This window comes from Myroides sp. (genome assembly GCF_032073645.1).
Taxonomy (GTDB): Bacteria; Bacteroidota; Bacteroidia; order Flavobacteriales; family Flavobacteriaceae; genus Flavobacterium; species Flavobacterium odoratimimum.
Map to the genome: position 1 here is coordinate 276,999 of NZ_DAMANB010000001.1, position 19,689 is coordinate 296,687.

Annotated in this window: 22 protein-coding genes; 17 read left to right on the forward strand and 5 right to left on the reverse strand. The window is 34.5% G+C overall.

Translation table 11 applies throughout. From position 1 onward, the window contains the following. The first annotated feature begins 2 nt into the window (after window positions 1-2). From RT228_RS01295 to RT228_RS01310, 4 genes are all read left to right on the forward strand, one after another. On the forward strand, window positions 3-539 hold the full coding sequence (locus RT228_RS01295) for a DUF1697 domain-containing protein (protein WP_006257074.1): 537 nt from the start codon (window positions 3-5) through the stop codon (window positions 537-539). A 39-nt stretch (window positions 540-578) separates the two neighbouring features. Further along, a complete protein-coding gene (locus tag RT228_RS01300; RefSeq protein ID WP_006257075.1) occupies window positions 579-998 on the forward strand; it encodes a hypothetical protein in 420 nt (139 codons plus the stop codon). A gap of 175 nt (window positions 999-1,173) precedes the next feature. Beyond that, the gene (locus RT228_RS01305; RefSeq protein ID WP_058699319.1) at window positions 1,174-1,533 is read left to right on the forward strand and encodes a hypothetical protein; all 360 of its coding nucleotides are present in this window, start codon (window positions 1,174-1,176) and stop codon (window positions 1,531-1,533) included. After that, window positions 1,533-1,976, forward strand: coding sequence for a PEGA domain-containing protein (locus RT228_RS01310; RefSeq protein WP_006257078.1), 444 nt, complete (start codon window positions 1,533-1,535; stop codon window positions 1,974-1,976). Before RT228_RS01305 ends, RT228_RS01310 begins: the two co-directional genes overlap by 1 nt. 37 nt (window positions 1,977-2,013) lie before the next feature. On the opposite strand, the gene RT228_RS01315 is transcribed toward RT228_RS01310, so the two are convergent. From RT228_RS01315 to RT228_RS01325, 3 genes are all read right to left on the reverse strand, one after another. Beyond that, on the reverse strand, window positions 2,014-4,212 hold the full coding sequence (locus tag RT228_RS01315; protein WP_006257079.1) for a B12-binding domain-containing radical SAM protein: 2,199 nt from the start codon (window positions 4,210-4,212) through the stop codon (window positions 2,014-2,016). 152 nt (window positions 4,213-4,364) lie between these two features. Next, the gene (locus RT228_RS01320) at window positions 4,365-4,787 is read right to left on the reverse strand and encodes a GNAT family N-acetyltransferase (protein ID WP_006257080.1); all 423 of its coding nucleotides are present in this window, start codon (window positions 4,785-4,787) and stop codon (window positions 4,365-4,367) included. A gap of 35 nt (window positions 4,788-4,822) precedes the next feature. Then, window positions 4,823-5,542, reverse strand: a complete 720-nt coding sequence (locus RT228_RS01325; protein WP_006257081.1) for a class I SAM-dependent methyltransferase — start codon at window positions 5,540-5,542, stop codon at window positions 4,823-4,825. Window positions 5,543-5,694: 152 nt separating this feature from the next. Between RT228_RS01325 and RT228_RS01330 the strand changes: the two genes are divergently transcribed. From RT228_RS01330 to RT228_RS01345, 4 genes are all read left to right on the forward strand, one after another. Next, window positions 5,695-6,582: an AraC family transcriptional regulator gene (locus RT228_RS01330; RefSeq protein ID WP_006257082.1), complete on the forward strand. Its 888-nt coding sequence runs from the start codon at window positions 5,695-5,697 to the stop codon at window positions 6,580-6,582. 127 nt (window positions 6,583-6,709) lie between these two features. Then, window positions 6,710-8,170 carry a c-type cytochrome gene (locus RT228_RS01335; RefSeq protein WP_006257083.1) on the forward strand — a complete coding sequence of 487 codons (1,461 nt, stop codon included), beginning with the start codon at window positions 6,710-6,712 and terminating at the stop codon, window positions 8,168-8,170. Beyond that, window positions 8,163-9,500, forward strand: coding sequence for a c-type cytochrome (locus RT228_RS01340; protein WP_006257084.1), 1,338 nt, complete (start codon window positions 8,163-8,165; stop codon window positions 9,498-9,500). Before RT228_RS01335 ends, RT228_RS01340 begins: the two co-directional genes overlap by 8 nt. Window positions 9,501-9,507: 7 nt before the next feature. Further along, window positions 9,508-9,675, forward strand: a complete 168-nt coding sequence (locus RT228_RS01345) for a hypothetical protein (RefSeq protein WP_006257085.1) — start codon at window positions 9,508-9,510, stop codon at window positions 9,673-9,675. Window positions 9,676-9,885: 210 nt separating this feature from the next. Here RT228_RS01345 and RT228_RS01350 read toward each other — a convergent pair whose 3' ends face one another. Further along, window positions 9,886-10,323 (reverse strand): hypothetical protein, encoded by a 438-nt coding sequence (locus RT228_RS01350; protein WP_006257086.1) that lies wholly within the window; start codon window positions 10,321-10,323, stop codon window positions 9,886-9,888. A gap of 623 nt (window positions 10,324-10,946) precedes the next feature. Here RT228_RS01350 and RT228_RS01355 point away from each other — a divergent pair. The 9 genes from RT228_RS01355 (at window position 10,947) to RT228_RS01395 (ending at window position 18,767) form a co-directional block, all read left to right on the forward strand. Beyond that, window positions 10,947-11,249 (forward strand): hypothetical protein, encoded by a 303-nt coding sequence (locus tag RT228_RS01355; protein ID WP_006257087.1) that lies wholly within the window; start codon window positions 10,947-10,949, stop codon window positions 11,247-11,249. A 9-nt stretch (window positions 11,250-11,258) separates the two neighbouring features. After that, complete coding sequence (locus RT228_RS01360; RefSeq protein ID WP_006257088.1) at window positions 11,259-11,546, forward strand: hypothetical protein; 288 nt, start codon at window positions 11,259-11,261, stop codon at window positions 11,544-11,546. 154 nt (window positions 11,547-11,700) lie between these two features. After that, window positions 11,701-13,290, forward strand: coding sequence for a bacillithiol biosynthesis cysteine-adding enzyme BshC (gene bshC, locus RT228_RS01365; RefSeq protein WP_006257089.1), 1,590 nt, complete (start codon window positions 11,701-11,703; stop codon window positions 13,288-13,290). A 212-nt stretch (window positions 13,291-13,502) separates the two neighbouring features. Then, a complete protein-coding gene (locus tag RT228_RS01370) occupies window positions 13,503-14,267 on the forward strand; it encodes a ParA family protein (RefSeq protein ID WP_006257090.1) in 765 nt (254 codons plus the stop codon). 29 nt (window positions 14,268-14,296) lie between these two features. Beyond that, the gene (locus tag RT228_RS01375; protein ID WP_006257091.1) at window positions 14,297-15,202 is read left to right on the forward strand and encodes a ParB/RepB/Spo0J family partition protein; all 906 of its coding nucleotides are present in this window, start codon (window positions 14,297-14,299) and stop codon (window positions 15,200-15,202) included. Beyond that, window positions 15,202-15,789: a DUF5683 domain-containing protein gene (locus tag RT228_RS01380; protein ID WP_006257093.1), complete on the forward strand. Its 588-nt coding sequence runs from the start codon at window positions 15,202-15,204 to the stop codon at window positions 15,787-15,789. The genes RT228_RS01375 and RT228_RS01380 overlap by 1 nt, the downstream gene beginning before the upstream one ends. A gap of 12 nt (window positions 15,790-15,801) precedes the next feature. Further along, window positions 15,802-16,506, forward strand: a complete 705-nt coding sequence (dapB, locus tag RT228_RS01385) for a 4-hydroxy-tetrahydrodipicolinate reductase (RefSeq protein WP_006257094.1) — start codon at window positions 15,802-15,804, stop codon at window positions 16,504-16,506. Between the two features lie 36 nt (window positions 16,507-16,542). Then, a complete protein-coding gene (lepB, locus tag RT228_RS01390) occupies window positions 16,543-18,135 on the forward strand; it encodes a signal peptidase I (protein ID WP_006257095.1) in 1,593 nt (530 codons plus the stop codon). A gap of 8 nt (window positions 18,136-18,143) precedes the next feature. Continuing rightward, a complete protein-coding gene (locus tag RT228_RS01395; RefSeq protein WP_006257097.1) occupies window positions 18,144-18,767 on the forward strand; it encodes a WbqC family protein in 624 nt (207 codons plus the stop codon). Between the two features lie 224 nt (window positions 18,768-18,991). Here the strand turns inward: RT228_RS01395 and RT228_RS01400 are convergent, their stop codons facing one another. Beyond that, a complete protein-coding gene (locus RT228_RS01400) occupies window positions 18,992-19,687 on the reverse strand; it encodes a sulfite exporter TauE/SafE family protein (protein WP_006257098.1) in 696 nt (231 codons plus the stop codon). Window positions 19,688-19,689: the final 2 nt, after the last annotated feature.

Below are 19,689 nucleotides of genomic sequence, written 5' to 3' on the forward strand. Positions count from 1 at the left end.
TCATGAAAACTTATATCACACTCCTCAGAGGAATAAATGTCAGTGGCAAGAACATCATCAAAATGAATGTATTAAAACAATTGTGTGTTGACTTAGGTTTACACAATGTCCAGACTTATATTCAGAGTGGGAATATAATATACCAGTCTGTAGAAGTAGATTCTTCAATACTATCAAAAAAGATACAAGATAAAATACTGAGTACACTAAACCTCACGGTACCTATTCTTACTCTAGATATTGATCAGTTCGAAGAAATACTTGCACAACATCCTTTTACTAAAGAAGAAGAACTAGCACAATTATATCTCACTTTTATAGATGGTACGCCTCAACAAGAGGGAATTAACAGCCTTGAAGAAAAGAAAGATACTTTAGAATTACTACATACTACTGATAATGCAATATACCTCGTCGCAAATATTGGATATGGAAAAACGAAGATTAACAATACTCTAATAGAGAATAAACTAAAGGTAACTGCTACCACACGTAATTACAAAACATGTTTACAAATCAAAGCATTAGCTATTAAGTAACACTTAAAGCATTATCTTTATTGATAATTAAAAATTACTATGAAAAGACTAACTCAATTATTCTCACTATTCTTTCTTCTATTGACATTCTCTTGTTCTAATGATGACAACGTTTCTTCTAATGATGACAATGTCCATTTTACAATTAAAACATACAGCGAACAAGAACATACAATAGATGTAATCATCACCTATGGTACTTATGATCGTAAAGAGAATAAAACCATCCTAAAAAAGCTAGTGATAAAAGACTTCAAAGAATTTACTTCTCCAAAGATTACAACAGATCAAACTTATGCTTTCTTAACTGTAGAGAAACTAAATGATCCAAATCTAATGACTTTTATTAAAATAAACTCTTTCGTCAATGATAGAGACATTATGACTAATGCTAGTAATAAAGAGTTTACTAATGCAGAAGTTGATATTAAGCATTTTGCAAATATGCACAAGAAATAAAAAACTGCTATTATTATAATTAAAACCAAAAGCTTCGTTTATAACGGAGCTTTTCTATTTTTAAAAGGAATATATAAAATACAAATCATCACTCCTTACAAATATTTATAATACTTCATCCTCTTAATTTTTTTATAATTTTTAACTACTATATTTGCGCCCAAATTTACCTACTATGAAAAAAATATTTCTTTTAATCACTTGTATAGCTCTTGGAGCATGCAGTTCTTCGATGAGTACTACTATGACTACTACAAAAGTTAACACACCTCTTAATACAGAAGTTATAGTACTTAAACTTAATGAAGAAGTTCCTACACCAAATACAAAAGTAGGTAGTAGCAAATTTGGAGATTCAGGTTTTTCTGTCAACTGTAACCTAAATTATATATTAAATAATGCTCGTAAAATTGCTCAAGACTTTGGAGCAGATGTCATTAAAATAACAAAACACAAACGCCCTAACCTATGGAGCACTTGCCATAGAGTGAACGTTGATTATTATAAAACACAAACACTTAAAAATAACAATTAATGAAAAAAACACTCTTACTAATCTCTTCTGCATTACTATTATTAAATACAAGTTGTGCTACTATCGTATCTGGAAGCAAACAAAAAATAGAGATCTACTCTACTCCTACGAACTCTACAGTCTATATAGACAATAAAGAAGTAGGTAAAACACCATACAATACTAAACTAAAGAAAAACCAATCTTATACACTTAAGATAGCAAGTGAAGGATATGACACTTATAAAACTGATTTTGAAAGAAGCTTTAATGCTTGGTACATTGGTAATATTGGTTTGGGAGGGATTATAGGACTTATTGTTGACCCTATCACTGGTGCAATTCATAAATTAAAACCTGTACAATACAACAGAACTCCTGCTAAAGATACTGTTATCAAAGCAAATCACAGAACAATCTTTATGAACATTAGTTTAAAAGAACAAGATAAACCTCAACAATAAGAATAACAAAGCCTCGCAAATGCGAGGCTTTCTATATCTAAAGCACTAGTAGTGCCATATCTTTTAATGCTTGTGCTGGTTTAGAATACCAGAATGGCTCAAAGTCTTCATTCGTAAACTCTTCAAAGCTCTTTTTCATTTCTTGATAAGTCATTGTTTGAGAAGCTTTCTCCTTCAAAGTCTCGACAAAATGTACAAACCAATCCCCTACCACTCTATCTACATCTACACCTATCGTCTCTTTTTTAGTATAGAACACCAATTGAGCCATTTCAAACACTCTGTTCTTTTTCTTCTTTTCGAAGTACTCAATATAAGGGAATGTCCCTAACCATACTACTTTTTGATTTGGTTTACATACCGTCAAAGGTTCGTTGTTTAAACAACTGAATATATAATCAGGTGATATACTCGTACGAGGTACTTTAAAATCAAACCATTCATGTAATGGCATATCAAAGCACATCCCATGCATAAAGTTAAACAGTGACTTCTTCAGTCCAAAGGAGAACTTATCGTGTATTGCACCATTCATCTCTATGTGAGGTACATCGTTATTAGCGAATGTTCCCATCTCAGCATTTACACGCTCTACCTTGTATTCCTCTGGGTTCATCCCTACTGGTGAGTGAGCAGTCATCGCAAACTGATGCCAAAAGCCCGATTGCATTACTCCTGCTTCAAACAACTGACGCACCATCTCTAGACTGTCTATTGTCTCCTGTGCAGTCTGTGTTGGGAAACCATACATTAGATAAGCATGTACTAAGATACCTGCCTCTGTAAAGTTTCTATTCACACGAGCTACTTGTTCTACCGTAACTCCCTTATCTATTAATTTTAATAATCTATCTGAGGCTACCTCTAATCCTCCTGATACAGCTACACATCCAGAGGCTTTTAATAATAAGCACAAGTCTTTCGTAAAGCTTTTCTCAAAGCGGATGTTCGTCCACCATGATACCGTTAGTTTACGTCTGATAATCTCTAACGCTACCTCGCGCATTAGTGCTGGTGGTGCTGCTTCATCGACAAAGTGAAAGCCTGTCTCTCCCGTCTGCTCAATTAACGTCTGCATACGGTCTACGATCTGCTTTGCCGTTATTGGTTCATATACCTTGATATAGTCTAAACTAATATCACAGAAGGTACACTTACCCCAATAACATCCATGTGCCATCGTTAGTTTGTTCCATCGTCCATCACTCCACATACGGTGCATTGGATTCACTACCTCTATCACAGAGATATACTCTGTCAATAGTAAGTCTGAATAATCAGGAGTACCTACCTCAGCCTGTTTATAGTCACGCTTCAGTGGATTATTGATATACACTACCTCTCCATCTTTAGCGATAAGCGTACGCTTTAACTCCTCTTGTGCTATCTTTCCTTCTACATAGAGAATCAAGTTCTCTAATGGAGCCTCTCCATCATCTAAGGTGATAAAGTCAAAGAACTCAAATACACGCACATCTTTTAATGAGCGTAACTCCGTATTCGGAAACCCTCCTCCCATCGTGATCTTGATATGAGGATAGTTCTTCTTAATGTACTGAGCACATCTAAAACTGCTGTATAAATTACCAGGGAAGGGTACTGAGAATCCCATTATCTTAGGATTAGTCTTATCTATTAGCTGTTGTAATAAATCAAGCGTAATCTCATCAATATAAGTCAAAGGTTGATGTAGTGCATCATACATCTCATCAAAGGTATGCGCAGAACGACCTAATCGCTCAGCATATCTACTAAACCCAAAGTTGGTATCTACTGTCTCGACAATCAGATCAGACAAGTCCTCTAAGTACAGTGTAGATAAGTGCTTCGCCTTATCTTGTATTCCCATCGTACCGAATGCCCATTCTAATTCTTCTAGTTGTTCAAAGCGAGATGCTCGTGGAAGATAATCCTCTTGTACGATAGCATGTGCTAATGTAGAGTTCTTCCCTTGCAAAAATGCAATTACAGCGTCGATAGTAGAGATATAGTCCTCTTCTAAAGCAAGAATACGATGTATATTAGGTGATACTTCTTCTATGTGTTCATGTACATAGTCGAACAAGTCTATCAAACCTTGTTTACTAAACAATTTCAATATAACCTCTATTCCCAAATCTGCTTGGTAGCTATCTATATTTAGGGTATTCAGAAACCCCTTAATATATGCTGTCGCTGGATAAGGTGTGTTTAACTGCGTAAACGGAGGAGTTATAAATGCTATTGTTGTATTCACTGTATCTAATTTTGGAGTGCAAAGATACTACTATTCAACCGAGTAAAAAACTGTATCTAACATACATTACTTCTTATTTAATCAACATTTAACAAACAAAAAATCAACACTTTACACAATTACAAAAGTTTCTACTCCTTTTTCAGAGAACACTACACCAACACCTTACGCAGATATATCTTAGAATATCCTAAAGGATAGTCCTTCTCTTCTGCAAAAATCTCATAACCTAAAGATTGGTAAAAGTAAGAAGCTTGAAACGAAAAAGTATTCAGTGATATATACTTACAGTTGCGTTCTACAGCTACCTGCTCTGCTGCTAACATGAGTTTCTTACCAAGGCCTTGTCCTCTATGACTCTCTTTCACAGCGAGGTTCTGTATCTCTAGTGTTCCCCATAATGAACGTCCTAATATCCCTCCGATTACCTCTCCTTCTTCTACTAAAGTAACCTCTAGTGATTCATTGATACAAGCTGATAAATGTGTCGTATGACTTACATTATAAGAAGATAATATCTCCTTAATAGCCATCGCATTATGATCATCTATCTCTGTGGTTATCTTTATTTCCATAACTTATTACTTCTAAAATCCACTTGTTATTCCCTTTATATTAATTTCTTATATCCACTAAATCCTGTAGCACAACCAAAGAAATAAGAATGCTTTTTAACGTGTAGTCCTACTGACTCAAAACATTGTGCACTCTTAGTCACATCTTTAAACTTATTCGTATATCTCCACAGCATCTTATATTCATTAATTCCTCCCAACAATAAAGCCCCTAATACAGGGACAATACTCCCTAAATAAAAACCATAAAAGAATTTAAGTATACTATTGTTGGGTTCAGAAACTTCTATAAAAGCAAATTGCCCATTCGGTTTGAGTATTCTTTCTACTTCCTTAGCCAATATTTGAATTTGCTCTTCATTAAATGTCTTTAAACCAAAAGCACAAGTAACATAGTCATAGTGTTCTGAAGGCAAGCTACTCACTAATACATTCTGATGAAGTAGATCTACCTCTCCCTTATACTCTGTCTGATTTCTATGCTCTGCTCTTTTAATCATCTCATCGCTATAGTCTAAAGCAGATAGCTTAGCCTGTGGGAAATTTCTTTTTATAACACCCCACATTTCCCCTATCCCCGTCATAAGGTCTATTACTTCTACTTTTTCGGGTGTAGGTTTTAATTCTTTAATCAACTGCCTTCTCCAACGAATAGAGAATCCAAATGAAGTAATATAATTCATCCGTTCATAAGAACCACTCATCTGATTAAACAGACTTTTTATATATTCTGGATTATAATTATTCTGACTCATTTGATATGGATTATAGGCTTTAAATATGTTTATATATAAACGACAATATCACTCCTAAAGTACTAAATCTTAATCACACCATAACTTATTTCTATTCAATCACCATTTAAAGAATTTAACATATTCCTATCTTTGCCTAAAATATTAGAAATATGGAGAACAATAGTATTCCAATTTACAACATCTGTAACCTACTCGACAATAACAATATATCACAAGACTGTGTAGTATATCGACTTGAAGAGTTTATTTCTAATAGACCGAATATGGTATCTGCTCCTCATAGACATGCATTCTATCAGATCCTCTTCGTAGCAGAAGGGAAGGGAATACACTCTATTGACTTTGAGAAATTCTCTATTGAGGAGAAATGCTTATTTTATCTCAACCCTTCGCAAGTACACAAATGGGAATTCGAACCTGGTACCAAAGGGTTTCTTATCAATTTCAATGATAACTTTCTGCGTACATTCTTAGTTAACCCGAACTATCTAAAGGAGTTTACCTTCTTCGGAGGTAATGCGCAGTACTCTAAGTTCTCTTGTGAGAAGTGCTATGAGACACTACACACGAAGTTCGAGAAGATGTATTATGCCTATACAGAAAACCAACCTTTACAGAAAGACTATATCAAAGTCTTAATGCTAGAACTGTTCTTAGAGACACAGCTATTCTTAGTCAAAAAAGTATTCGAGCCAGAAGAACCAAATGAGACGAAGGGTGCACACTTCATCATCAAGAATTTTGAGAAGCTTGTAGAAGATCATTTTATAGAAAAGAGATTGCCTGGAGAATATGCTGATATGCTACACATCACTCCTAATCACCTCAACTCTTTATGCAAAAAAGTAGTAGGTATAACAGCAGGTGAAGTTATCCGTAACAGAGTTATCTTAGAATGCAAACGATTATTGGTCAATGCCGATTTATCGATTACAGAGATCTCTTACGAACTCGACTTTAAGAACAATGCTTACTTCTCTAGATTCTTTAAAAAGAATACAGGGCTATCCCCTGAAGAATTTAGAAAACAGAACTAAGAATTGATTACTTAAATACAATTCGCTTTTATCACACTGTTCTAAATTGATTAGTGTAAATATCACCACGTTTAGTGTAATATATTTCAGTAGATAGGGTTCTAACTTTGCTGAAAAATAATACATTATGGATTTCCCTCTATTTCATTTAGACTGGTTGAACGATCGTTTCCTCATTGCGATGATAGCGATTATTCACGTATTTATAAACCATGGGCTAGCCGTTGGGTTCTTGCCTTATATTACATTATTAGAACAACAAGGAGTAGTCAAAAGTGGACCAGAAGACATCACTGATCTTGCCTGGGATAAGATGGTACACCGTATGATGATGGTCGGTTTTGTGATCACAACCACGATGGGAGCGATGACAGGAGTCGGTATATGGTTCTCAGCAGCACTAATTAGTCCTAACTCTATTGGTAGTTTAATCCGTGTTTTCTACTGGGGATGGTTTACAGAATGGATTGTATTCGTATTAGAAGTAGTTTTTATCATGATCTATTTCTTAACATGGAAGAACTCTAATAAATCTCTACGTGCTAAACAACGCCATATCCGATTCGGTTGGTTCCTTTCTGGATTCTCATGGCTGACTATGGCTATTATCGTAGCGATATTAGGATTTATGATGGATCCTGGTAACTGGATACAAGAACAATCTTTAGTAAGTGCATTGACTAACCCTATTTACTTACCTCAGCTATTATTTAGAACACCTACAGCGATGGTTGTAGCAGGAGCCTTTGGTTTCTTACTGATTATGTTGTTCACTAAGAAGTCTAGTGCTATCAGACCTACGGCTCTTAAGACTACAGCTATATGGGTATTACTATGGTTACCACTATCTATTCTAGCTTCTATTTATTACTATAACGTGATACCTGATGCGATGACAGCGAATATGAGTACAGCGGTAGGTACTATGGACTTTGCTAAATACTATGATTTATTAAAATACATTATCCTAATAGCAACTAGCTCACTAGCTCTGTTAGCAATCTGGACACTGTGGAAACCTAAGAAAGTCAATCTTATCATTGTGATTATTCCTTTTGTACTATCGCTTGGTTTCTTAGGAATATTCGAACGTGTACGAGAATTTATCCGTAAGCCTTATGTCATCGGTAACTATATGTACTCTAACCTGATCAGAGAAGAAGACTATCCTCTGCTACAGCGAGACGGTATACTGAAGCACTCTACTTATACCTCTATCACAGAGATTACAGAAGAGAATAAACTAGAGGCTGGTAAAGATGTGTTTATGATAGCGTGTTCTCGATGTCATACCAGTCAGGGGATTAACTCTATCATATATGTATTCGAAAAAATGTATGGAATAGGAAAGCCTTTAGATATCAACTCGATGAAAGCGTATATACCTAATATGCACAACGGTAGAACCTATATGCCTCCTTATCCAGGTAACGAAGAAGAACTAGATGCACTAGCCCATTATATTTTCTATTTACAACAGAGTGGTGCGACACTAGAAGGGGCGCAGAGTGCTGGAGCACATCTTAACCCTACTCACTCTGTAGAACATTTTATAGAACAAAAATTAAACAATAACAAAAATGAATAATACTCCATTACCTAAAGATATACCCTTAGACTTACCATTACCAGAGTGGTTACTAGTTATTCTATTAGTAGTTTCATTCTTAGCACATATTGTGTTTGTAAACTTAATGGTAGGAGGTTCTATAGCTACGCTATGGGCAGAAATAAAAGGACTTAAAAACAAAGAATACGATGTACTAGCACAAGAAATAGCTGCGACAATAACAGTAAACAAATCATTAGCTGTAGTACTAGGGGTAGCTCCTCTACTGAGTATTAATGCACTGTACACCATTTATTTTTACACAGCTAACTCCTTGACAGGGATTATGTGGATATTGATTATCCCTATGGTAGCGATTGTTTTCCTATTGACCTACTTACACAAGTACACTTGGGAAGCAATGGCGAATATGAAATTGTTACACATATCTATCAATGCTCTAGCAGTAATTATGTTCTTATTCATTCCCCTAATCTTCTTAGTGAATATCAATCTGATGTTATTCCCTGAGAAATGGATGAGTGTAAGAGGATTCTTATCTGCTTTAGCCCTGCCAAATGTATTCCCGAGATACTTCCATTTTATCTGTGCTTCACTAGCCCTGACAGGTCTATTTATCACTTGGTATATGGGGCGTAAGAACTATCCTTTTGAAGAATATTTTAAAGTATTCACTAGAGCGAAGGTTAAACGTCTTGGATATCAGTTAGCGTTAGGAGCATCTGTAGCTCAATTCCTATTTGGTCCTATCGTGATGGCTACTTTACCTGCCAAAGGGTTTAGTTGGGCTATGATGGGAGTGATCTTATCTGGTGTAGCTGTAGCTGTATATGCAGTGTACTATATGATCAAAACACTAAGAGGTACAGATGACCAACTAGACAGATACTTCAGAAGAATAGTGATCTCTATGGGGATTGTAGTCGTATTCATGGGAAGTGGACGTCATGTCTATAGAGCGAATGCTATCAACCCACACCGAGAACTGATGGCTCAAAAGACAGCCGAATTTGAACAAGCATCAAAAGAAGCTAGAGAACAAGCAGCTAACCAACAAGAAGAAGAAAAACAAGCGATAGCTACTGCCGAAGCTTCTGGTGATAATACAGCTAAGGGTAAAGCAGTCTTTAATAGCTACTGTGCTGCCTGTCATAAAGAGAAGGCACCACTAGTAGGGCCTCCTGTGACAGAAATGCAAGAAATATATGCAGACAATAAAATGGATCTAATCAAGTGGATTAAGTCTCCAGGTAAGAAACGTCCTGATGCACCACAGATGCCTCCATTCCCTCAGATCAATGATACGGATATGGAAGATCTGACTCAATATATCTTAAACATTAAATAAGTAGATTATGATTATTACGATATCACTATTTCTCATCTTAGCCATACTGATCATCTCAGGTGTTATCATTTCTAAGGTGATTAAAATCTATCTCTACTCTTCTAAGAATAAAGAGATGTGGAAAAAAGAAATTAAAGAAGAAAAAGACTATCAGTTTATAAAAGGTCTTTACTAACTCAGTGTTCTCCCCAGCACTGCGCACATCGTATCCCTCATTAGTAGGTAAGTATTGTATTTCCTGTAAGGTAATCTATTATTGTCATATCAAGAGAATGCTCCCAAAACTCTCTTTTTTATAGATTACTTACATCACCATTCCCAATACCTTATCTATTCTAATGGGGGATATTTTTATTCTATCTACTTCAGGTTATAACACTGTTCTTTACTTCTTAGACCAATTACTCAATTCCTCTTCTGCATCATATAAAGACTGTGCATACCATGCATAGATATTCATAATCATATATCTTTCTATGCTTCCATCTACACTCTTCATAGATACCATGATGAGGTGAATACGCCCAAGATTATACTTTTTTATATTGACTAGCTGTTTAGCTGTATACTGTTTCTCACTTCTAAAATACTTTTTGAGTATCAGCTTATCTCCTCTTATATAAGCAGTACAGAGATATATAACCTGATTCACTGTTATACATGTAACTAACACCGTAATTACATACTTTATAATCACAAACCAATAATCTCCAACATCATGACTGATTGTAACAATGCTACAAAACAGAATGGTCAACAATATATTTAGTATCAGATGCCCTAATGAATACTGATAGGACAATCTCTTTTCTTGTGCAATCATCTAGTTAAAGAGTTTAGTTGTTCCAAAGAAAAGATTTTAACCCCTATATATCAAATCCTATAATCATAAACCATAGTAAACTACACGATATAGGACATAATTAGCTATAATCAGGGATAAGAAAACACCTACTCTACTGCTAATAATTAGGTTCAAATAAGATATCTCGCTCTAACAAAATCTCCTCAATACAAGCTCTCCATCTCCTTAAACTTCCTACTCCAACTATTCACGTACTAAGAAGGCACAGCATGATAGTAATATTATGGGATAGTGATACCATAGTGGTCGCATTAAAATAGGCTAAAATTATGCGACCACTATGCGATCACAAGCCGACCACTATGCGACCACATCAAAAAAAGACTGTCTCATCCTACTATAGCTGTACAGTTATTGTTTATAATCCTACTTTTAGCTGTACACTTACTTATGCTTTCTATTCTTCAAAAGATGAATTGATTTTTTAACAGATATAATTCTTTTAAAATAAACTACTTTTAACCAGGGTAATTCAATTACTAAAATGAATTTTCTAACACCATATCAAGTATTATAATAGACATTGTCCGAAATCGAGTTCAATAACAAGCAATATGCTCAAATACAAATACATCTTCTAAATGATAAAGTTACTTATAGAAAAACATAAAGGTATCATCACGTATGACACCTTATCTCATTTAAATTTTAATGGCTCTCCTGCTGAGGTAATAGATGAGTTAAAAGAAGATTTGTTTCAAGCAGAGTTTGGTAACCATACCTTACTTGATATTGGTTGGTATCCAGAGTTTGATGTCGATGGGCATTTCTGTGTACAAGTTATTTCTAATTATGACTGGGAAGCTCCCTTATATAAAGAGAACTGTAAATCATTTGCCTCTTTAGAAGAGTGTGTGCTCCATGCCCTTCAGCACTGTTTATAAATATACACTATGATACAACAAGATATACTATTAGCCATGATACCTGCTTTCTTAGGTGTCATAGATCATCATATCAGGGCTATCGCTTATGACTATACAGAAGATACAATCTCTCTATATGTTTATACAAGTACCGTCCCTACAGAAGAGGATTATGAGACTATAGATATCGCTGTCACAGAGATATTGGCCTCTCTGCCTCAGCTCCTATATCAGCATATAAAGATTGTACAGCACACAGCTCCTATTAGAGAACTTAATTGTTATAAAGGATGGTTCTTTGTAAGGAAAGAATAATGTTCTATACCTTATTCTCAATTGATTTATTGATAGATTAGTCTTAATAGCCTTCTACTCTGTTTCCTTTTTTAAATTAAACTTTAATCTTTAAACAACGTTAAACCTTCATTTAAAAACTGATTATTGTTTAAATTAGCAAAAAATAAACACTATGCCTTTAGACAAAATTACGTTTCAGAACGCGGGCTATTTTTCAAAACTAATGTTAGATTACCTTAATCAAGAGGCTAATCTAAAACACTTATATAATCACTTTCCTACTATAGAAAACTTTAAACAACAGTTAGACGAGAAGCGTGCTAACTATCCGATAGAACATAGAACTGTACTCTGTCAGGCGTTGTTAAGTCAATATAAAAACACGAAGACTTCTGAGAAGACTTTAGAGCATATAAACGCATTAGCGAAAGAAAATACATTTACAGTTACGACTGGACACCAGTTAAACTTATTTACGGGACCGTTATACTTCTTATACAAAATCATCTCTGTGATCAACTTAGCCAAAGAACTGAACGCTAAGTATCCCAACGAAAACTTTGTCCCAGTGTACTGGATGGCAACAGAAGATCACGACTTCGAAGAAATTAATCACTTCGTATTTGAAGAAAAAGTGATTTGCTGGAACAGAGAGAGCAAAGGTCCTGTAGGAAGATTAAGTACAGAAGGTCTGGATAAAGTATATGAAGTATTCCAATCTCATATCGGGGTAGGTAGTAATGCTACTTATATCAAGGAGCTATTCGAAAATGCTTATCTAAAACACGATAATCTGACGGATGCTACACGTTACTTAGCGAATGAACTATTCGCAGAGTACGGACTGGTAATCATAGATGGTGATGACGCTGAACTGAAAAAGTTATTTGCTCCTCATATCAAAGAAGAATTACTTCATCAGAGTGCTATCAAAGAAGTTGAAAAAAGCTACGATACACTATCAGAATACTTCATACAGGTCAATCCTCGTGATATCAACTTATTCTATATACAGGATAATCTGAGAGAAAGAATTATCTATGAAGATGATATATATAAGGTAAATAATACGTCTATTACCTTCACTAAAGAAGCAATACTAACAGAACTAGAGAATCACCCAGAATGCTTTAGTCCTAATGTGATACTGAGACCGTTATATCAAGAAGTAATATTGCCTAATCTATGCTATACTGGAGGTGGTGGAGAATTGGCATACTGGTTAGAATTAAAAAAAGTATTTGATTTACACAAGATCACTTTCCCGATGCTATTACTGAGAAATTCAGTGCTATTAGCGACTTCTAAACAAGTAGAGAAAATGGATAAACTAGAACTCTCTTGGAAAGATATGTTCATGAAACAAAGTCACTTAATCAATGCGAAAACGAAAGAGTTCTCTTCTATTCAATTTGATTTTGAACAACAACGCCAGTTCTTAGAAGAGCAGTTTAAAACACTAGAAGAAATAGCTTTACAAACGGATAAATCTTTTATCGGAGCAGTAAATGCACAGAAAGTCAAACAACTAAAAGGATTAGACAACTTAGAGAAAAGACTGCGTATCGCTGAGAAAAGAAATCACGCTGACAAGCTAGAGCGCATTACCTTATTACAGAATGAACTATTCCCTAATAATAGCCTACAAGAGCGTATCGTTAACTTCTCTGTGTATTACAAAGAATATGGAGACCAGCTGATCAAGGCACTATTTGCACAATTAGAACCACTAAATCAAGAATTTGACATTGTCATTCTTTAATACAAAGCAAAAACTAGTATATTAACTATTACAGAAACATATTTAGATTAAAATAAAGATATTAGTGAATAAATGCCATTTATAGCACAGATGGCATTTATTTTTATAAGATATTGAATTTTAAGGTTTTTAGGGAAATGTTGATAAATAAGATTTCGTAGAGTCGCAAATAATCGTATTTTTACCAATTATAAAAACATTCTTTTGGTAAAATGGGTAAAATCATTGCTATTGCTAATCAAAAAGGTGGTGTAGGAAAAACTACAACATCAGTTAATCTTGCTGCTTCATTAGGAGCACTAGAGAAAAAAGTACTTATCATAGACGCAGATCCTCAGGCCAATGCTTCCTCTGGATTAGGAATCGATGTAGACTCTGTTGAGATTGGTACTTATGAAATATTAGAGCACAGTAATACGCCAGAAGAAGCGATTGTGGAATGTACAGCTCCGAATGTATATCTAATCCCCGCCCACATTGACTTAGTGGCTATTGAAATTGAGTTGGTGGATAAACCAAACCGAGAATACATGCTTAAAGAAGCACTTAAATCTGTCAAAGATAAGTTTGATTACATCATAATCGACTGTGCTCCTTCTTTAGGTTTACTTACACTAAATGCGTTGACAGCTGCTGATTCTGTAGCTATTCCGATTCAGTGTGAATACTTTGCATTAGAAGGTCTTGGTAAATTATTAAACACAATTAAAAGTGTTCAAAAAATACACAATCCTAATCTAGATATAGAAGGATTGCTATTAACGATGTACGACTCTCGCTTACGCTTGTCTAATCAAGTGGTAGAGGAAGTACAGAAACATTTTAACGATATGGTATTCGATACTATTATCCAACGAAATGTAAAATTAAGTGAAGCACCTAGCTTTGGCGAAAGTATCATTAACTATGACGCTACTAGTAAAGGGGCTACAAATTACATCAATCTAGCAGAAGAAATTATTCGAAAAAATAGTTAGACTTCTCTAGAATTATTATTTAGAATATTATGGCAAAGGCAATTAAGAAACAAGCTTTAGGAAGAGGACTATCGGCTCTATTAAAAGATCCAGATAACGATATTAGATCAATCGAAGATAATAATGCAGATAAAGTAATCGGCAATATTATAGAGCTAGACATAGACTCTATTGAGATAAATCCATTCCAACCTAGAACGAACTTTAACGAAGAGTCTTTACAAGAGTTAGCTACAAGTATTCGAGAATTAGGTGTAATACAACCTATTACGGTTAGAAAAATTGAGTTCAACAAATACCAATTAATCTCTGGTGAACGCCGTTTAAGAGCTTCTAAAATAGTAGGATTAGACTCTGTGCCTGCTTATATCCGTATAGCGAATGACAATGAGTCTCTAACTATGGCTTTAGTAGAGAATATCCAACGTCATGATCTAGACCCTATCGAGATAGCACTGTCGTATCAACGTCTAATGGAAGAAATAAATCTGACACAAGAACAAGTAAGTGATCGCGTAGGAAAGAAACGTTCTACTATCGCTAATTACTTGCGCCTACTGCGTCTAGACCCAATCATTCAGACAGGGATAAGAGATGGATTTATCACTATGGGACATGGTCGTGCTATTATTAATATAGAAGACTTAGATGTACAGACAGATATCTATCACAAAATCATTACAGAAAACTTATCTGTAAGAGAGACTGAGGCTATCGTAAAAAAATATCAAGAACAACTAAGAGGTATAGTATCACCTGCTCTATCTAAGAAAAATACAGAGTTTAATATTCCAGAAAGTTATTCGAGATCATTCGGACAATTCTTTGGAACAAAAGTAGATATTAAAGTTTCTAATAATGGAAAAGGAAAGATATCTATTCCTTTCCACTCTGAAGAAGACTTAAATCGTATTATCAAACTATTAGAAAATTAGTGAAACACAAGTTATTAATCCTATTATTCTTCATAGGAGCAGTCTGTCACCCCACCTATGCACAGTCTGTAAGTGAAGAAGATGAACCTACTACGAAAAAAGAGTCTGCAGACTATAAACCATTAGATCCTGTAGCTCCTTCTCGTGCGGCATTCTATGCCTCTGTTATTCCTGGAGTAGGTCAAATCTATAATAAGAAATACTGGAAAGTACCATTAGTATATGCAGGTATAGGAATACCTACATACTTCTGGATGGATAACCAAAGACAGTATAATAGATATAGAGACGAATATAAGAAACGTCTACAAGGTGTTAACGATCCTAACGACCCTACTTTTGGAGGATTAGACAACGATCGTATATTAGAAGCTCAAAAGTTCTATAGACGTAATAGAGACTTATCTGTCGTAATCACAGTTGGTTTTTATGTTCTAAGTATCATCGACGCTAACGTAGATGCTCACTTGATGCAGTTCAACGTTAATGAGAACTTGACTATTAAGCCTGCCTTTGAGATAGACAGAATGAATCTTCAGAATCAAAATCAGTTCCAATATGCGATAAATGTAGAATATCGCTTTTAAAATATTTATCCAATGAAAATTGCTTTATTAGGATATGGCAAAATGGGTCAAATCATTGAAAGAATTGCCATAGAAAGAGGCCACGAAATAGTACTTCGCAAAAGAAGTTCTGATACTTATGAAGGACTAAAAGAGACAGATGTAGCGATAGACTTCAGTGTGCCTTCTGCTGCTGTACAGAATATTACAACTTGTTTTGAACTAAATATCCCTATTATATCAGGTACCACAGGTTGGTTAGAAGAATATGATAAGATGGTAGATCTATGTACGAAAAGCAATGGTGCTTTTTTATATGGGTCTAATTTTAGTTTAGGAGTAAACCTATTCTTTGAGCTAAACAGCTATTTAGCTAAGATGATGAATAATCTTAATGATTATAAAGTATCTATGGAAGAAATACATCATACCCAAAAGTTAGATGCTCCTAGCGGTACAGCTATTTCTTTGGCTAATGGTATTATCGAAAATACAGATTATACAGCATGGACATTAGATACACCAGATGCTAATCAGATACATATCAATGCAAAACGCATAGATAGCGTACCTGGTACACACAGTGTATTCTATGACTCTGCTATCGACCAGATAGAGATCAAGCACACAGCTCATAATAGAGAAGGCTTTGCTCTAGGAGCAGTAGTAGCCGCTGAATGGATACAAAATAAAAAAGGAATATTCTCTATGAAAGATGTTCTGAATCTAAAAAAATAATTACCTTCACTAATAATCATTAAACAATACTAAACTATGACAATGTCTCAATGGTTTTTGTTTTTTCTTTTAGTACAAGTTATACACTTTCTTGGAACTTGGAAATTATACGTAAAAGCTGGAAAGAAAAGCTGGCAAGCTATCGTGCCTGTATATAATGCTGTGGTCTTAATGCAAATCATAAACCGTCCTAGATGGTGGGTTATCTTATTGTTTGTACCTATTGTGAATTTAATCATGTTTCCAGTAGTTTGGGTAGAGACACTTAGAAGCTTCGGAAAAAACAAAACAGTAGACACTATACTAGGAGTAGTAACACTAGGTCTTTATATCTATTATATCAACTATGCTGTCGATGTAAAATATGTAGAAAACAGAAGTACAAAAGCAGCTACAAGCTCAGGAGAGACTGTTAGTTCAATTCTATTTGCAGTTGTTGTTGCTACAGTGATTCACACTTATGTAATTCAACCTTATACAATACCAACGTCTTCATTAGAAAAGACTTTACTAGTAGGAGACTTCTTATTCGTAAGTAAGTTCCACTATGGGGCAAGAACTCCTATGACTACGGTAGCGTTACCAATGGTACATGATACTTTACCATTTACAAAGAAGAATTCTTACTTAAAAAAGCCACATTTACCATACTTTAGATTACCTGGTTTTCAAAAGATACAACACAACGATATCGTCGTGTTCAACTGGCCAACCGATACTGTTTATCAGTTCAACGATCCACTTAGAAGACCTGCTGTAGATAAACCAATCGACAAGAAAACAAACTATGTTAAACGAGCTGTAGGTTTACCAGGAGAAAACATTTCGTTAGTTAATGGTGATGTTTACATCAATAATGAGAAATTAAAGCTTAATGATCGTGCTAGATTACAGAGCACTTATACTGTAAAAACAGACGGTACACCAATAGATCTAAATGCTTTAGTAAAACGATTAGATACAAGAGAAGGTATTGAATACTTTAACAATGATCCGAAAACATTAATCTTCGCCGCTTTAACAGATGAAAATGTAGAAGTATTAAAGTCTATGTCTCAAATAGTAAGTGTTACAAAAGGATATCCAGAAGAAGCTAAAGCCTATATTCAAGCAGCGTATGCTAATGTAATATTCCCTCATAACTCTAAAACTTGGACAAATGATGACTTAGGTCCTCTACATATTCCTGCTAAAGGAGAGACAGTTACGCTAAATGCTGATAACTTCCCAATGTACCAAAGAGTTATTCAGGTATATGAGGGCAATAAATTAGAGGTTAGAGGCAATAAAATCTATATCAACGATGTAGCTACAGATAAATACACTTTCCAACAAGATTATTACTTCATGATGGGAGACAATAGAAATAGATCTGAAGATAGTAGATATTGGGGATTTGTACCTGAAGATCACATTGTAGGAAAACCTGTTTTTGTATGGTTAAGTATAGATCAATACGTTCCATGGTCAAAAGCATTAGATAAGATTCGTTGGGATAGAATGTTTACTACTGTTAATGGTAATGGTAAGCAGACTTCTTACTTCCCTTACTTCTTAGTAGCCGTGATAGGTTTAGTAGGTTATAATACTTACAAAAAGAGAAAAGAAAAAAAGAATTCAAAATATTAAATTAAAACATGAATAACATACTTATTCATCCTAGTTACTTCCCTTCTATCAGTCACTTTGTAGCTATGTTACAAGCAGACAAAATAACATTTGAGATGGAAGATAACTTTCAAAAACAAACCAATAGAAATAGAGCGTTCATCTATAGTGCTAATGGAAAGCAAATGCTTAATATTCCAATCAAACACTCAAAAGAACTTAAACAAAAATATAAGGATGTAAGAATAGAGCATGCTTTTGGCTGGCAAAAACAGCATTTTAAGAGCCTAGAAGCTGCTTATAGAACTTCTCCTTACTTCGAGTACTTTGAAGATGAGATTCGTCCTATTTTTGAAGGAAAACCAGAGTTTATGTTAGATCTTAACCTTCAAATACATGAAGTGTTATGTTCTTGCTTAGGGATAGACCTCCCTTATGAACAAACTAAAGACTACCATAAAGAAGTAAGTAATGACATTACTGATTTGAGAACTTTAATAAATGGTAAGAAAGATACTAATATCTACACTCCATACATCCAAGTTTTTGATGAAAAACATGGCTACTTAAACAATCTAAGTATTCTAGACTTATTATTCAATGAAGGAAGACATGCTATAGATTATCTTAAAAAGCAGTCATTAAGCATATAAAAAAAAAGCTGACCAGTGGTCAGCTTTTTTTCTTTCATAGCGCAATTTTATACTTTTATTTTAAGTACTATAACGATAAATTATAAGTAACAAACAATCAACATATCTTTTCCTTTTCATAGCATTAAAAATCGTTGATGACCTTATCGTTATACACTTAAGACAATAATTCTGAAAAAAGTCACATCATTTTATACAATTTATTTTAAATAAATTGTACTTAACTAGCAATCAGCCTCTCCCCTTACAAAAAGATTTAAATTATCTGGAGATAAAAAAGGAATATCTAATCCCAGACCGCGTATAATAAACAACATCCCGAAGATTACGATAACATAAGGGTAATACTTCATAATACCGTTTCTTACTCTAGGAGAAAACATATCTCTTACATAAATAATAGAACTCATCAAAGGAATAGTTCCTACTCCAAATAGAGCCATATAAAGCATCCCCATAAATACACTCTGTGTAGCTAATGCACCAAACAATGCGACATAGACCATACCGCATGGCAAAAAGCCATTAAAAAAACCAATAAAGTACAGTGTTCCTTTATTTTGTTTTTTAAACTGACCTCCTAGTTTAGTTTTAATCTTACTCACTATAAAGTAAAAAGGCTTTAGAAAGCCAAAGTTTCCAAGCTTGTTTTGTGGTATTAATATAAAGACAATCATTAAAATCCCTACAACAATAGACATCTGCTGCTGTAGTCCAGCTAAGTAAAGGCCTTTACCAAACATACCAAAAACAAGTCCTAAAATAGAATATGCAGATATTCTCCCTAAATGATAGGTGAATATCTGCATAGCTTTTTTAGTACCATTACTCTTAGAAACTGGCAACATCATAGCTATAGGTCCGCACATACCAATGCAATGCAGACTACTAATCAGTCCAAAAATAAGAGCTGTAATCACTA

What these genes read in the sequence shown, in the direction of transcription:
- RT228_RS01295 (WP_006257074.1), top strand. Translation starts at nt 3, where the DNA reads ATGAAAACTTATATCACACTCCTCAGAGGAATAAATGTCAGTGGCAAG.
- RT228_RS01300 (WP_006257075.1), top strand. Translation starts at nt 579, where the DNA reads ATGAAAAGACTAACTCAATTATTCTCACTATTCTTTCTTCTATTGACA.
- RT228_RS01305 (WP_058699319.1), top strand. Translation starts at nt 1,174, where the DNA reads ATGAAAAAAATATTTCTTTTAATCACTTGTATAGCTCTTGGAGCATGC.
- RT228_RS01310 (WP_006257078.1), top strand. Translation starts at nt 1,533, where the DNA reads ATGAAAAAAACACTCTTACTAATCTCTTCTGCATTACTATTATTAAAT.
- RT228_RS01320 (WP_006257080.1), bottom strand. Translation starts at nt 4,787, where the DNA reads ATGGAAATAAAGATAACCACAGAGATAGATGATCATAATGCGATGGCT.
- RT228_RS01325 (WP_006257081.1), bottom strand. Translation starts at nt 5,542, where the DNA reads ATGAGTCAGAATAATTATAATCCAGAATATATAAAAAGTCTGTTTAAT.
- RT228_RS01330 (WP_006257082.1), top strand. Translation starts at nt 5,695, where the DNA reads ATGGAGAACAATAGTATTCCAATTTACAACATCTGTAACCTACTCGAC.
- RT228_RS01335 (WP_006257083.1), top strand. Translation starts at nt 6,710, where the DNA reads ATGGATTTCCCTCTATTTCATTTAGACTGGTTGAACGATCGTTTCCTC.
- RT228_RS01340 (WP_006257084.1), top strand. Translation starts at nt 8,163, where the DNA reads ATGAATAATACTCCATTACCTAAAGATATACCCTTAGACTTACCATTA.
- RT228_RS01345 (WP_006257085.1), top strand. Translation starts at nt 9,508, where the DNA reads ATGATTATTACGATATCACTATTTCTCATCTTAGCCATACTGATCATC.
- RT228_RS01350 (WP_006257086.1), bottom strand. Translation starts at nt 10,323, where the DNA reads ATGATTGCACAAGAAAAGAGATTGTCCTATCAGTATTCATTAGGGCAT.
- RT228_RS01355 (WP_006257087.1), top strand. Translation starts at nt 10,947, where the DNA reads ATGATAAAGTTACTTATAGAAAAACATAAAGGTATCATCACGTATGAC.
- RT228_RS01360 (WP_006257088.1), top strand. Translation starts at nt 11,259, where the DNA reads ATGATACAACAAGATATACTATTAGCCATGATACCTGCTTTCTTAGGT.
- bshC (WP_006257089.1), top strand. Translation starts at nt 11,701, where the DNA reads ATGCCTTTAGACAAAATTACGTTTCAGAACGCGGGCTATTTTTCAAAA.
- RT228_RS01370 (WP_006257090.1), top strand. Translation starts at nt 13,503, where the DNA reads ATGGGTAAAATCATTGCTATTGCTAATCAAAAAGGTGGTGTAGGAAAA.
- RT228_RS01375 (WP_006257091.1), top strand. Translation starts at nt 14,297, where the DNA reads ATGGCAAAGGCAATTAAGAAACAAGCTTTAGGAAGAGGACTATCGGCT.
- dapB (WP_006257094.1), top strand. Translation starts at nt 15,802, where the DNA reads ATGAAAATTGCTTTATTAGGATATGGCAAAATGGGTCAAATCATTGAA.
- lepB (WP_006257095.1), top strand. Translation starts at nt 16,543, where the DNA reads ATGACAATGTCTCAATGGTTTTTGTTTTTTCTTTTAGTACAAGTTATA.
- RT228_RS01395 (WP_006257097.1), top strand. Translation starts at nt 18,144, where the DNA reads ATGAATAACATACTTATTCATCCTAGTTACTTCCCTTCTATCAGTCAC.